This is a genomic window from Microvirga terricola (assembly GCF_011777495.1).
Taxonomy (GTDB): Bacteria; Pseudomonadota; Alphaproteobacteria; order Rhizobiales; family Beijerinckiaceae; genus Microvirga; species Microvirga terricola.
Genome location: NZ_JAATJS010000001.1, coordinates 698,798 through 712,410 on the forward strand (window position 1 = coordinate 698,798; position 13,613 = coordinate 712,410).

General features: G+C 63.5%; 13 protein-coding genes. 7 read left to right on the forward strand and 6 right to left on the reverse strand.

The features are described from left to right. Window positions 1-23 precede the first annotated feature (23 nt). Window positions 24-965: a ring-cleaving dioxygenase gene (locus HB375_RS03400; RefSeq protein ID WP_167671525.1), complete on the forward strand. Its 942-nt coding sequence runs from the start codon at window positions 24-26 to the stop codon at window positions 963-965. A 43-nt stretch (window positions 966-1,008) separates the two neighbouring features. Here HB375_RS03400 and HB375_RS03405 read toward each other — a convergent pair whose 3' ends face one another. The 5 genes from HB375_RS03405 to folE all read right to left on the reverse strand — a co-directional run bounded on the left by HB375_RS03405 (window position 1,009) and on the right by folE (window position 6,111). Then, the gene (locus tag HB375_RS03405; protein ID WP_167671526.1) at window positions 1,009-1,911 is read right to left on the reverse strand and encodes a DMT family transporter; all 903 of its coding nucleotides are present in this window, start codon (window positions 1,909-1,911) and stop codon (window positions 1,009-1,011) included. After that, window positions 1,908-2,825: a Gfo/Idh/MocA family protein gene (locus tag HB375_RS03410; protein ID WP_167671527.1), complete on the reverse strand. Its 918-nt coding sequence runs from the start codon at window positions 2,823-2,825 to the stop codon at window positions 1,908-1,910. Before HB375_RS03410 ends, HB375_RS03405 begins: the two co-directional genes overlap by 4 nt. Before the next feature lie 68 nt (window positions 2,826-2,893). Then, on the reverse strand, window positions 2,894-4,813 hold the full coding sequence (locus tag HB375_RS03415) for a heavy metal translocating P-type ATPase (protein ID WP_246728304.1): 1,920 nt from the start codon (window positions 4,811-4,813) through the stop codon (window positions 2,894-2,896). 103 nt (window positions 4,814-4,916) lie between these two features. Further along, window positions 4,917-5,417, reverse strand: a complete 501-nt coding sequence (locus HB375_RS03420; RefSeq protein ID WP_246728305.1) for a 6-pyruvoyl trahydropterin synthase family protein — start codon at window positions 5,415-5,417, stop codon at window positions 4,917-4,919. Between the two features lie 19 nt (window positions 5,418-5,436). After that, the gene (gene folE, locus HB375_RS03425; RefSeq protein WP_167671528.1) at window positions 5,437-6,111 is read right to left on the reverse strand and encodes a GTP cyclohydrolase I; all 675 of its coding nucleotides are present in this window, start codon (window positions 6,109-6,111) and stop codon (window positions 5,437-5,439) included. A 256-nt stretch (window positions 6,112-6,367) separates the two neighbouring features. Between folE and HB375_RS03430 the strand changes: the two genes are divergently transcribed. From HB375_RS03430 to HB375_RS03450, 5 genes are all read left to right on the forward strand, one after another. Then, on the forward strand, window positions 6,368-6,841 hold the full coding sequence (locus tag HB375_RS03430; protein ID WP_167671746.1) for a putative pterin-binding protein: 474 nt from the start codon (window positions 6,368-6,370) through the stop codon (window positions 6,839-6,841). 21 nt (window positions 6,842-6,862) lie between these two features. Next, window positions 6,863-9,286, forward strand: coding sequence for a putative bifunctional diguanylate cyclase/phosphodiesterase (locus tag HB375_RS03435; RefSeq protein ID WP_167671529.1), 2,424 nt, complete (start codon window positions 6,863-6,865; stop codon window positions 9,284-9,286). 90 nt (window positions 9,287-9,376) lie between these two features. Beyond that, window positions 9,377-10,192: a MipA/OmpV family protein gene (locus HB375_RS03440; protein WP_167671530.1), complete on the forward strand. Its 816-nt coding sequence runs from the start codon at window positions 9,377-9,379 to the stop codon at window positions 10,190-10,192. 56 nt (window positions 10,193-10,248) lie between these two features. Next, entirely contained in the window at window positions 10,249-11,682 is a 1,434-nt protein-coding gene (locus tag HB375_RS03445; protein WP_167671531.1) for an aldehyde dehydrogenase family protein, read from the forward strand. 25 nt (window positions 11,683-11,707) lie between these two features. After that, window positions 11,708-12,337: a DsbA family protein gene (locus HB375_RS03450; RefSeq protein ID WP_167671532.1), complete on the forward strand. Its 630-nt coding sequence runs from the start codon at window positions 11,708-11,710 to the stop codon at window positions 12,335-12,337. Here HB375_RS03450 and HB375_RS03455 read toward each other — a convergent pair whose 3' ends face one another. Next, window positions 12,338-12,784 (reverse strand): MarR family winged helix-turn-helix transcriptional regulator, encoded by a 447-nt coding sequence (locus tag HB375_RS03455; RefSeq protein WP_167671533.1) that lies wholly within the window; start codon window positions 12,782-12,784, stop codon window positions 12,338-12,340. It abuts the gene before it with no gap. 76 nt (window positions 12,785-12,860) lie between these two features. Here HB375_RS03455 and HB375_RS03460 point away from each other — a divergent pair, with 76 nt between their 5' ends. Next, window positions 12,861-13,601, forward strand: coding sequence for a DUF899 domain-containing protein (locus HB375_RS03460; RefSeq protein WP_167671534.1), 741 nt, complete (start codon window positions 12,861-12,863; stop codon window positions 13,599-13,601). Window positions 13,602-13,613 lie beyond the last annotated feature (12 nt).

The window sequence follows — 13,613 nt, forward strand, 5'->3', positions numbered from 1 at the left end:
TCAACGGAAAGAAGGAGAGCGAAATGCAACTCACCGGAATTCATCATCTGACAGCCGTGACCGCTGACGCGGCCGGCAACCATGCCTTTTACACGAAGGCCCTCGGTCTGCGGCTCGTGAAGAAGACCGTGAATCAGGACGACGTGTCGGCCTATCACCTGTTTTATGCCGATGGTCAGGCCTCGCCCGGCACGGACATCACCTTTTTCGACTGGCCCGTGGGGCGCGAGCGGCGCGGCACGCACAGCATCGCCCAGACGGCGATGCGCGTGAACGGCGAAAAGACCCTGCAATGGTGGAAGGAGCGCTTCGAGACGCTCAACATCACGCACGACAAGATCGTCGAGCGCGACGGGCGGCTGTGGCTTGATTTTGAAGACCCGGAAGGCCAGCGCCTCGCCCTCGTCGACGATGGCGGCCAGGGTGAGGAGGCTCACCCTTGGATTCACAGCTCCGTGCCGCTCGAGCACCAGATCCGCGGCCTCGGCCCCATCACATTGAGCGTGCCGAAGCTGGAGCGAACCGCGCTCGTGCTGACCGCGGGCATGGACATGCGCGCGGCGCGGGAGTATCGCCGGGGCGAAACGCCGGTTCATGTGTTCGAGATGGGTCCCGGCGGTCCCGCGGCCGAGCTTCATGTAGCGGTCGAGCCGCATCTGCCTCCAGCCCAGCCAGGCGCGGGCGGCGTGCATCATGTCGCCTTCCGCACGCCGAACGAGCAGACCTACATGGAATGCGCCGAGCGGCTGCAGGCGATCCGGGCTCCCTCCAGCGGTCCCATCGACCGTTACTATTTCAAGAGCCTGTATTTCCGCGAGCCGAACGGCATCCTGTTCGAGATCGCGACCGATGGGCCGGGCTTTGCCACCGACGAGCCCATGGACAAGCTCGGTGAACGCCTCGCCCTGCCGCCTTTCCTGGAGCCGCGCCGTGCGCAGATCGAAGCGGGCTTGAAGCCGCTCTAGGTGTCCTCACAGCCCCTCTCGCCAACCGATGGGAGGGGCTTTTTCATGCCCTCTTCTGACGCAAATTCACGATCGCGACACCCGCAAGCGCCATGGCGCCGCCGATAGCTCCAAGCGGCGTCGGCACTTCGCCAAGCCAGAGAAAGCCGAGGAGCGTCGCGACCGGCGGGACGCAATACATGAAATTCGAAGCGCGGCTTGCCGGTAGGCGCGAGAGCGCGATGGCCCAGGTGCCGTAGGCGATCAGGCTGGGCACGATCCCGAGATAGACCACGGCAACGATGGCCTCAGTGGAGGCCGCCGAGAACTCGTTCATCCCGTTCGGCAGCCAGGGGCCAAGCGCGACCGCCCCGACCACCATGTTCCAGGCCGAAACCGTCAGCGGCTTGTGCCGGGAGAACAGCGACTTCTGCACCACCGTGCTGATCGAGGCGCAGAAAGCCGAGCCGAGGATGAGCAGCGCGCCGGTGTCGAGCCGCAGACCCCCGCCCTCACCGAGCGCGATAAGGCCGATGCCAAGGAACGACAAAGCCGTGCCGGCCCAGGCGCGTGCACTGAAACGCTCGCCAAGCACGACCATCGCAAGTCCCGCCGTGATGATGGGATTGACGTTGATGATGAAGCTCGCGGCGCCCGCCGACACGGTCTTCTCGCCCATGTTGAGCAGACCGGCATAGAGCGCCACGAAAACGGTGCCTCCGACGGCAAGCCGCCAGATATCCGTCAGCGCAGGCCATCCGGGGCGCACGACGATGAGAAAGAGCGCCGCGGGAATGGCGGCAATGGTGAAGCGCAACGCGGCCAGCTCCATCGGGCCGAAGGCTGCAAGGCCGGCGCGGATGGCCGGAAACGCCGAAGCCCAGGCAAGGACCGTTACGACGACGGCAGCGGTGGTGACGACGTCGCGAGATCTGCCCTGGGCGGATTTGAAAGGCACTGTGCTCATGGCAGGTCCTGTGATCGTGCAAGAATGCCCTCAATGATATCGACCACCGCAGCCGCTTCCTCCATTGTCGCGAGGCGGCAGGGCTCGCCGGCCAGGAGCTTGGCGAGTTCGGCAATCTGGCCACCATCGGCCCGCGCGGGTTCGATGTGCTCATCGGCATGGCGCAGGCGGTACCAGTCGCTCATCACGGCGGAGCCCTCGGAGCCTTTCACCTCGAACCGGTTGAGGTCGCCGATGTCGCCTTCGACCGCGCCGTCGATCACGAGGCGCGCACGGGCGAATTGCACGGTCGCATTGACGCGCGTTTCTGTGCCAGACAGTCCACGTTCGACCTGGCTTTCGATCAGCCTGCCCGGGCCGAAGAGACGCTGTGCCAGAAACATGAAATGCGAGACGACTTCGCGGGTGAAGCCGCCCTGCTCGGGGCCCGCGAGCCAACCCACCGCGCCATGCTGCCAGCCGCGCGGCCAGGTCTTGAATCGCAATGTGAGATGCGCGGAGAGATTTTCTCCGAGCGCCCCGGTCTCCACCAGTTCCTTCAGCCGCACGGCGGCGGGAGCTGTCGCGAAAGGAAAGTTGATGGCGGCCGAAACGCCCGCTTCTTTCGTCGCTTTAACGCAAGCCCTCGCGGAGGCGGGCGTCGCCGCAAGCGGCTTCTCGCAAAAGATGACCTTGCCCGCTTGCGCGACAGCACGAACCAATTCTTCATGCGTCGCTGGCGGCGTCGCGATGTAGAGGCAATCGACCGCCGGATCGTCGATAAGGTCCTGCGCGCTTGCTGCGCGTGGCACGTCCACATCGACCGAACTCGGATCGTAGCCTGCAACGACGGTGAAATGCGGGTTGGCCCTAAACCCTTCGATCAACCGGCGTCCGATGACGCCAAGACCTAGAACGCCAACGCCGTAGGTCATTGCGATGCTCCCCTGTGTTGGAAGCCGTATAGGCCGTTTCGTTACACCGGGCGAGGGGTGAAAGGATTTCAGCTGGGGTTTGCTCTCACCCCACCGCCCAGCGCCCTCAGCGCATTGAGGATCACCGCCACGTCGATGCCTTCCTGGATCAGCGCGCCTTCGACAGGCGTGAGATAGCCGAAGGCGGCGGTGATCATGCCAACGAAGGACAGGCCGATTCCCACCAGAACGCTCTGCAGCGCGATTCCCCGCGAGCGGCGCGCGATGCGGATGCCGAGCAGCAGGCGGTCGAGACGATCGACCAGAAGCACAACATCGGCCGCCTCCGCCGAGGCCGCTGCGCCCTTCGCCCCCATGGCGACGCCGAGATCGGCGGCCGCCAGCGCGGGTGCATCGTTGACGCCGTCGCCGACCATCATCACCGGACCGTGTGGCTTTTCCGCTTTCACGACAGCGATCTTGTTCTCGGGCGTCAGCTCCGAGTGGATCGCATCGAGCGGGAGACCGGCGGTGACGGCTTGAGCGACGTCGGGCCGGTCACCGGTCGCGAGCACGATACGTTCCACGCCCTCCGCGCGCAGGTCGCGCAGCAGATGCGCCGTGCCTGAGCGCAATTCATCGGCGAGGACGAGGATGCCTGCGATCCGTCCATCCACGGCGACGGCGACCGTCACCGCGCCTGACGGGTGCTTGCTCCTTGCCAAGGCTTCCTTTGCGCCCGGTGTGCGCGTGGCGACGAAGGTGCGTCCGCCGACGATCACGCTCATACCGTCCACGCGGCCGGTCAGGCCCTCGCCCGGAGTTTCGACCACGTCGGTCGGCAGCGCCAGCGGCAGGTCTCGTTGCTGCGCCTCCTGCACCAGTGCGCGGGCGATGATGTGTTTTGAGGCCTGATCGAGCGACGCAGCGATGCGTAAGAGTTCGTCCGCGCTCAAAGAACTAAGCGATTGCACATGAGTCACGCGCGCCTCGCCGTGGGTGAGTGTGCCGGTCTTGTCGATGACGAGCGCGCACACCCGCGCCATGATTTCAAGCGCCTTGCCGCCCTTGACCAAAATGCCCGTCTTTGCCGCGCGCGAGATGCCGGAGACGATGGCGACCGGAACCGCGAGGATGAGCGGGCAAGGGGTTGCGACGACGAGCACCGCAAGGCCCCGGATGGGATCGCCCGTGAGGAACCATGCTCCGCCAGAAAGCACAATCGTGACGACGAGGAAAACCATCGCGAAGCGGTCTGCCAGCCGCGCCATCGGTGCTTTCGAGCGCTGCGCCGCTTCAACCAGGCGCACGATGCCGGCATAGGTGCTCTGATCGGCCCGATAGGTCGCCAAAAGATCGAACGCATCGCCCACATTGGTCGCGCCGCTCATCACCGCATCGCCAGCGCGCTGCTGCACGGGGATCGATTCGCCGGTGAGCGCCGATTGATCGAGAATGGCGATGCCGGCATCCACAGTACCGTCGACGGGGACGATATCGCCTCGCCGGATCAGCAGCCGATCGCCCGGCGCCACGGCGTTGAGGCCGACTTCTTCCAGCTGGCCATCGCGATAGCGCATGGCCTTGCGCGGCACGCGGGATAGAAGCGCCGTCATCTCGCGGTTGGCGCGACGCTCGGCATAGCTTTCGAGATATTGCCCGCCCGCATACATCAGCGCGACGACGATGGCGGCAAGATATTCTCCGAAAACGAGAGCGCCGGTCATGGAGAGCGCGGCTACGATATCGAGGCCGACATCGCCGCGCCGCAGGCTCGCGACGATCTCGATCAGCAGCATCACGAGGACGGGAAGCGTCGCGATGGCCCAGATTGGGCCGGCCCAGCTTTTGGCACCGAAGAAGAAGGCATAAGCGCCGAGCGCAAGGCCGAGGGCAGGCAGCGCTACGAGAACGGGGCGCGCGGCCTGCTGGAGGTCGCGCAATCCGCGCCTCTCGGGTTCGGCTGGAAGGGCTGAGCGGGAGGAGATCCCGCTATCGAGCATCGGCATCGAGGCGTCCTCAAACGGCGGTGGCGAAACCGTTCGCGCCCGCCGAGGGGAGGAATCTAGAGCCGCCGTTGGCGGCCGCATCTTGCGCCGTTATCCGTGAGTCTTAGCCGTAGATGGCGGAGTTGCCGCCGTGCTCCTTGACCTCGACGCTTTCGAGCCAGACGCGGGCGTTCGTCTGCTCACGGACGAAGGCAGCAACATAGTCGAACACGAACTTGGCCGTTGCTTCGCAGCCGACGGCGGGCAGCACGCGCAGGTCCACGAGGCCCGCCTGCTGAAGCTCCATGAAGCGCGGCAGCTCGGGATCGTCTTCGGCCACCAGCAGCGTGTGGTCGAACATGGTTTTCAGCCATTCCTTGACCGGCTTGAGGCCGCCGAAATCGAAGCACCAGTTGCGCTCGTCGAGCTCATGCGTGGCGAAGACGAACCGGAAGGCGAGCGCATAGCCGTGCATCAGCCGGCAATGAGAATGCGTTGCCCGCCATTGGCGGAAGCAGCAGGAAAGACCCTCGATATGGTCGTAGGTCTTGGTCGAGCGATAGACCGCGCGCGCCGTCGGTGCGCGATCGTGGCTGAGCGAGGGAGGGGCGACGGTCATGTTCATGGGCACTCTCTCCCGGCGCTTATTCCGAACCGGCGCGGTCCAGCGCGATGCACTCGTTCAGAAATTCGCTTTTCAGCTCGCTCGACGCGGCAAGGTCGCCCCAGAAGCAGGTATTGACCATGCGGCTGCGGTGGCTCGAGCGGACGCCGCGCTGCGTCTTGCACATATGGACGGCGCTGATGCGCACGGCCAATCCGCGCGGCTTCGTCATCTCCACGATGTAGTCGCCGATCTGCTTGACCAACTCTTCCTGGATCTGCAGCCGCGAGGCGAAATAGTCGACGATACGGTCGTATTTCGACAGGCCGATGATCTTGCCCTCCGCCGAGGGAAGGATGCCGACATAGGCATGACCGTAGATCGGCATGAGGTGATGCGCGCACATGGAGCGCAGCTCGATCGGGCCGGTGATGATGAGGTGATCGTAGGCGCGTGCGTTCTCGAATTCGGTGATGCGCGGCGGCGCCGTGTAGCGCCCCTGCAGGATCTCCTCGACGAACATCTTGGCCACGCGCTGAGGGGTATCGCGGGTGTTGTGATCGTTCTGATGGTCGATGCGTAGAATGTCGAAAAGCTCTTCGAGCTTCTCTGCTGCGGACGCGATCATGACCGCCCGTTCGGCGTCGTCGATCGGTTCGTCCAATGCTTCATTGCAGAGTCGCGAGAGTTTCACGTCACGGTTGTGAAAATTCATGTCTGTCCTATATATGGCCGCTTTTCAAATACTCACGCTTTCCCTAACGTCCTATTAAATAGACGCTGGTACGTTGTGGCGATAGAGGCGAATAGACCCCGGTATTAGGGGGAATTATATCCCATACTTTGAGAATAATAGGAAGAATGCGGAGATAATGATACGCTTCTGCGTTGGTTTCGTAAGACACAAGCCGGAGAATGGTATGCTTGGCCTAAAAATCGGACGAAAACTTGCTCTGGCCTTGGTCGGCACCATGGGCTTCCTCATGGTCAGCACCGCTCAGGCCGGCTCGCTGGGGACACCGGCCGAAAAGCCGATCCTGACCATTTCCGGCAAGATCGACACCACGAACAAGGATGACAGCGCCCAGTTCGACCGCCCCATGCTGGAAGCGCTCGGCATGGTGACCGTGGAGACGACGACGCCGTGGTACAACGGTGCGGTGAAGTTCGAGGGCGTGCCCATCGCCACGCTCTTGAAGCATGTGGGAGCCGACGGGCAGCGCGCGATCTTCGTCGCGCTCAACGACTACAGCAGCGAGATCCCGGTGGAGGATTTCGCCAAATACAACGTCATCCTGGCGCTCAAGCGGAACGGTGAATACATGCCGGTCCGCGACAAGGGTCCCCTGTTCGTGATCTATCCTTTCGACAATCATCCGGAATTGAAGAGCCAGACCTTCTACGGCCGCTCGGTCTGGCAGGTCGCGAAAATCATCATCAAGTGACGGCGTTGAAGGGGGGAGCCTTTGTCGCTGCGCATACTCAAACTTCTGCTTTCAGTCGTCATCGGCTTCTTCCTTCTGTCGGCGGCTTACATTTCGCACACCATCGTCGAGCGTCAGGACGCTCTGAAGCAGGTGGCGCGCTACAACACCTCCTGGCTCGCGAGCCAGGCGGTTTCCGAACTGACCCGGCTTGAGCAGCGCCTGGTCGCCTTGAGCGTCCCCGGCGTCCGCGGAGTGCCGGACGATCTGGAGCTGCGTTTCGAGATTCTGCTCAATCGCTCGAATCTGATGAGCGACGGAGAATTTCAGGACTTCATCAAGCGCGATCCCGAGCGGCAGGCCACAGTCCAGCGGCTGAACGAGGCGCTGGTCGCGCTTGAACCGTTGATCGCGAACATCGAAGCCCCGGGCGCGGCCCAAACCGCGCTTGAGATTTTGACTCCGCTCGAGACCAAGATCGTCGAACTTGCCTCCGCTGCCAATCACTATGGCGCGCAGCGCGTGGCCGAGGACCAGCACGAACTCATCCGCCTGCACCAATTGTTCTCAGCGCTTGCGGGCGGATTGATCCTGTGCGGATTCCTGATGATCGGTCTCCTCGGCTGGCACAACCGGCTGTTGGGCCGCGCGCATCGCGAGTTGCATGATCTGGCAGAAGATCTGCGGCAGACATCGGCTCAACTGGCCCGGGCCAACAAGGCGCTCGCGGATGCCTATGAGGAGCTGCAGGTCCGCAACGAGGCGCTGCAGATCCAGGGCAAGGAGCTGCGCACCCAGAACGAGCGTTTCGACGCTGCGCTCAACAACATGTCGCACGGCCTCTGCATGGTCGATTCCGCCGACCGGATCATCGTGTTCAACGCGCGCTTCGCGCAGCTCTTCGGCCTCGACAGGACCGTCCAGCCCGGCACGCCGCTCAGCGCGCTGGTGATGCAGGCCGAATTGCAGGGGTGGGAGGGGGCCGACGCCCTCAGGCAGATCTGTGTCGAGCAGCAGGAGCTCATCCGCAGCCGGCGCAGTGCCTCCTTCATCCAGGGCCATCCCGATGGCCGCACGCTCGCCGTGTCGCATCAGCCCATGGCCACCGGCGGTTGGGTCGCGACCTATGAAGACATCACCGAGCGACGTCGGGTGGAATCGCAGATCGCCTACATGGCGCATCACGATGCGCTGACGGATCTCGCCAACCGCGTCCTCTTCCGTGAGCGCATGGAGGACGCGCTGGCCACCGCGCAGAACCAGAACGTCACGATTGCCGTTCTGTGCCTTGATCTCGACCGCTTCAAGGACGTCAACGACTCCCTCGGCCATGAAACCGGAGACCTGCTTCTTAAGGAGGTCGCGGCGCGTTTGTTGAGCTGTGTGCGTGACGGCGATGTGGTCGCGCGCCTCGGCGGCGACGAATTCGCGGTTCTCCAGATCGGAGTCACTGAGGCTCAGGCCAGCGCGTCGCTCGCTGCGCGCATCGTGGAAACCTTGGGCGCGCCCTATGATCTCGAGGGACAGGAAGTCGTCATCGGCGCGAGCGTCGGCATCGCGCTGACGGCGGATGGCGCGGTCTCGCCCGATCAGTTGTTGAAGCACGCGGATCTCGCGCTCTACGGCGCGAAATCGCAGGGACGCGGCACGTATCGGTTCTTCGAGCCGGACATGGACGTGCAGCTCCAGGCGCGCCGGGTGCTGGAATTGGATTTGCGCAAGGCGCTCGCCAACGGCGAGTTCGAGCCGTTCTACCAGCCTCAGGTCAATATCGCGTCGAGCGAAATCAGCGGCTTCGAAGCGCTTCTGCGCTGGCGGCACCCGGAGCGCGGCCTCATCCCGCCCGGCGAGTTCATTCCGATTGCGGAGGATACCGGCCTGATCGCCCCGCTCGGCGAATGGGTTCTCGCCAAGGCCTGCAAGGATGCGATGACCTGGCCGGGAAACCTCAAGGTTGCGGTCAACCTGTCGCCGGTCCAGTTTCGTAACAAGGGTCTCGTGACGAGCGTGGTCAATGCGCTCTCGGCCTCGGGCCTTGCGCCCGATCGGCGGGAGCTGGAAATCACCGAGTCGGTGCTGTTGCAGGACAACGACGCGACGCTCACCATCCTCCACGAGTTGCGCGGCCTTGGCGTGCGCATCGCGCTCGACGATTTCGGCACGGGCTATTCCTCGCTGAGCTACTTGCGCAGTTTTCCCTTCGACAAGATCAAGATCGACCAATCCTTCGTGCGCGAACTGTCCACGCGCGCGGATTGCCTGGCCATCGTGCAATCGATCACGCGGCTCGGGGAAAGCCTCGGGATGTCCACAACCGCCGAGGGCGTCGAAACGGAGGATCAGTTCGTCCAACTTCGCGCGGCCGGCTGCACCGAGGTGCAGGGCTATTATTTCGGGTTCCCGAAGCCGTTGAAGGAGCTCGTTTTCTCGCTCGCGCCCCGCCAGTTGAGTGCCGAGGTCGCGTGAGCGACGGCGTGGGTACCACGGCAGGCGATGCTTGACCTTATGCCTATTTTGGGGTCTGAACGAGCCGCTCAGCTCCGTGCAGGAAACGTCATGCGTTCGTCAAAGATTTTGCCCGTCCTCGCGTCTTTTGCCGTCGGTTCGGCTTTGACACCCGCATTCGCGGCCGAGCCGCCTGCGGCTCCTGTCGCTGAGACCGGCTGGATCGCGACCGTCAAGGGCAATGTGCAAGTTGGCCCCGCCTATCCGGGCGCGGACAAATTAACCGTGTTCGGCTATCCGTCCCTCAGCTTTCGCCGCGCGGGCACGCCGGAGCGTTTCAGCGCGCCCGATGACGGGTTCAGCTTCTCGATTCTCGACGATTCCGCGTTGCGCGTGGGCGTCGTCGGCCGCTTCCAGGGCGGGCGCTACCTCCAGACCGACCACCGCCTCTTCGGCCTGGACAAGATCAACTGGGCCGTGGAGCCCGGCGTCTTCGTCGAATACTGGCCCGTGAGCTTTCTGCGCGCTCGCGTGGAACTGCGCCACGGCATCAATGGCCACAACGGTTTCGTCGCGGATCTCGGCCTCGACTACGTGCGGCGGCTTGGCGCTTTCACGCTTTCTCTCGGCCCCCGCGTCGCCCTCGGCGACACCGAATTCACGAAGACCTATTTTGGCGTGACGCCTTTCGAGGCTTCGCTGAACGGCCTCGTGACGCCCTTTAATCCGACTGGCGGCGTAACCTCGGTTGGCGCGACGGCGGGTCTGACCTATGACTGGTCGCCGCGATGGTCCACCACCGCCTTTGTGACCTATAAGCGCCTTGTCGGCGATGCCGCGAACAGCCCCATCGTCAAGCGCCTCGGCTCGGAGAACCAGGTCACTGTCGGCCTGACCGTGTCTTATTCGTTCAATACCGGCTTCTGAGCTGATCGCGAGCGCGACGCTCGCGCCTGGCGCTTGAGCCGCATACGGGGAGCACCATGGCACAGCATGACCGGTTCTATATCGATGGCGCGTGGGTTGCGCCCGATGAGGTTCGTCTCCTCGACGTAATCGATCCGGCGACGGAAGAGCCCTTCACCCGCATCGCGCTTGGCAATGCCCGCGATGTGGACCGGGCAGTCGAGGCCGCCCGCCGCGCTTTCCCGTCCTATGCGCGCACGACGCGTCAGGAGCGGCTGGAGCTTCTGGAATCCATCCTCGCCATCTATCGCCGCCGCAGCGACGACATCGCGGAGGCCGTCTCGCGCGAGATGGGCGCGCCGCTGACGCTTGCACGCTCCGCACAGGCGGCGGCGGGACTTTCGCATCTGACGCGCATCATCAAGGTGCTGAAGACTTACGAGTTCGACGAGGTCGTTGAGGCCGCGCTCGTCACCCGCGAGCCCATCGGCGTATGCGGCCTCATCACCCCGTGGAACTGGCCGCTGAACCAGATCGCCTGCAAGGTCGGCCCGGCGCTTGCTGCAGGCTGCACCATGGTGCTGAAGCCGAGCGAGGTTTCGCCTATCTCCGCGCTTGTCTTTGCTGAGGTTATGCACGAGGCGGGTGTTCCGGCAGGTGTGTTCAATCTGGTGAACGGCGACGGGCCCACCGTCGGTCATGCCATCGCAAGTCATCCGGGCATCGACATGGTGTCCTTCACCGGCTCCACGCGCGCGGGCATCCAGGTGGCGAAGGCGGCGGCGGACACGGTGAAGCGCGTCGCTCAGGAACTCGGCGGCAAATCGCCCTTCATCGTTCTCGATGATGGGGATATCGAAGCCGCACTTTCGACCTGTACGCGCATCTGCTTCCGCAACAGCGGCCAATCCTGCAATGCACCGACGCGGCTTCTCGTGCCCGAGAGCATGCAGGACAAAGCCATCGACATCGCGCGCCGTCTGGCGGAAAGCCAGATCGTTGGCGATCCGCGTGACGAGGCGACGACCATGGGTCCCGTCGTCAGCGAGATTCAGTTCAACCGTATCCAGGACCTCATCGCCAAGGGCATCGCGGAAGGCGCGCGGCTTATCACCGGCGGAACCGGCCGCCCCACCGGGCTCAACCGCGGCTACTATGTCCGCCCGACGGTTTTCGCCGACGTGCGCAACGACATGACCATCGCGCGCGAAGAAATCTTTGGGCCGGTCATCAGCATCCTGCCTTACCGCACCGAGGAAGAGGCCATCGCGATTGCAAATGACACGGCCTACGGCCTCTCGAGCCACGTGGTCTCGGCCGATGTCGAGCGCGCGCGCCGCGTCGCGCGGCAGATCCGGGCGGGCATGGTGCATCTCAACGGCGCCGCCGGCACCAACGCCGCGCCGTTCGGCGGCTACAAGCAATCCGGCAACGGCCGCGAATGGGGCCGCTATGGGTTGGAAGAATTTTTGGAGATCAAGTCGATCTTCGGCTACAGCGCAACCACCTGACACCTAGTCGAGACCAGAGAACGCTATGGCGGTGGTCCATTACTTTTACGATCCGCTTTGCGGCTGGTGCTATGCGGCCAAGCCTCTCGTCGATGCGCTCGGTGAAATGCCGGGTCTTGCCATCACGCTGCATGGCGGCGGGCTTTGGGCCGAGCCGACGCATCTGCCGCCCGCCAAGCGCGAGATGATCCGCGGGGCCGACGCGCGCATTGCCGCCATGACCGGCCAGACCTTCGGCCCGGCCTACCTCGACGGTCTTTTGCCGGATGAGACCACGGTCTTCTATTCACGTCCCACCATCGCCGCCGTTCTCGCTGCGCAGAGTCTCGATGCGGGTAAGGCGCTCACGATGCTCAGCGCGATTCAGCGCGCGCATTACGTGAACGGAAAGCGTGTCGTCGAAGAGCCAGTGTTGATTGCGCTCGCCACTGGGATCGGATTGCCCGAGGCTGCTTTCACCGACGCTCTTCGCGCTGTGCCCGTCGATGCGCATATCGACGAGACGCGGGGCATCATGGCGCAGCTAGGGCTTGGCGGATTCCCGAGCCTCATTCTGGAGCACGAGGGCCAGCTTTACGCTCTACCGCATCAACAATTTTACGGAAAACCGGATCTCTTCCGGCAGGCCATCGAGAAGCAATTCGCGTTCGTTTGATCACGACAGGGCGCGAAGATCATCTCGGAACGCAGCCGGGTCGCTCCGTTTCAGAAGAGTCTCGACTGCGGCGTTCGTGCTCTCCCAAATCGGCACCGCGCTTGCCAGCACGCGGCGGCCCTCCAGCGTCAATGTCAGCAGCCGGCTGCGCTTGTCCTTCGGGTCGGGGGCGATCGTCACAAGCCCGCGCCGCTCCAGCGGCTTGAGCGCGGCGGTGAGCGTCGTGCGGTCCATGGCGAGAAGCGACGATACCGCGCCCATGCTTGGCGGGTGAGGCCGATTCAGAGACATCAGCAGGGAAAATTGGCCGTTCGTCAGGCCGACAGGCCGCAACGCGTCGTCAAACCGCCGCGCCAGTGCGCGGGCCGCCCGCTGCACATAGAGGCACAGGCACGAGTCTCGGACGAAAAGGGTTGTTTCAAAGGGAACATTGACCAATTTTGACATGATCCAGTAATGTTGATATCAACGTAACTTGTCAAGACACAATGCAACAGAATATCTCGAGCCGGAGGATGAAATGATGTCGCACAACCGGGTCGTCTCGCAGGAAGAATGGCTGAACGCGCGCAAGGCGCTGCTTGCACGCGAGAAGGAATTTACGCGCTTCCGCGACCAACTCAACGCCGAGCGCATGTCCCTGCCCTGGGTGAAGGTCGAGAAGGACTATGTCTTCGACACGCCTAGCGGGCGCAAGACCCTGGCCGAGCTCTTTGACGGTCGCAGCCAGCTTCTGGTCTATCACTTCATGCTCGGCTCCGGCTGGGGTGCGGGTTGCCCGAGCTGCTCGTTCGTTGCCGATCATTTCGAGGGCGCGCGCATTCATCTCAATCATCACGATGTCACGCTGATGGCCGTGTCGCGCGCGTCGCTTGCCGAGATCGAAGCCTATCGCAAGCGCATGGGCTGGACTTTCCCTTGGGCGTCGTCGGCTAGCACCGACTTCAACTTCGACTACCACGTCTCCTTCACGAAGGATCAGCTCGCCAGCGGCAAGCTCGCCTACAATTTCGAAGAACTCGATGCGAAGGGCATGCCGGAAGAGCTTCCGGGCCTCAGCGTCTTCGCCAAGGATGATGCGGGCAACGTGTTTCACACCTACTCGACCTATGCGCGCGGTCTTGAAGAAATGCTTGGCGCTTTCATGTTTCTTGATCGTGCGCCCAAGGGTCGCAACGAGAAGACGATCATGGATTGGGTGCGCCGCCATGACGAATACGAGAACACAGCAAAGATGCACGCGTGCTGCACCGCCGATGCATAATCTCTGATACGG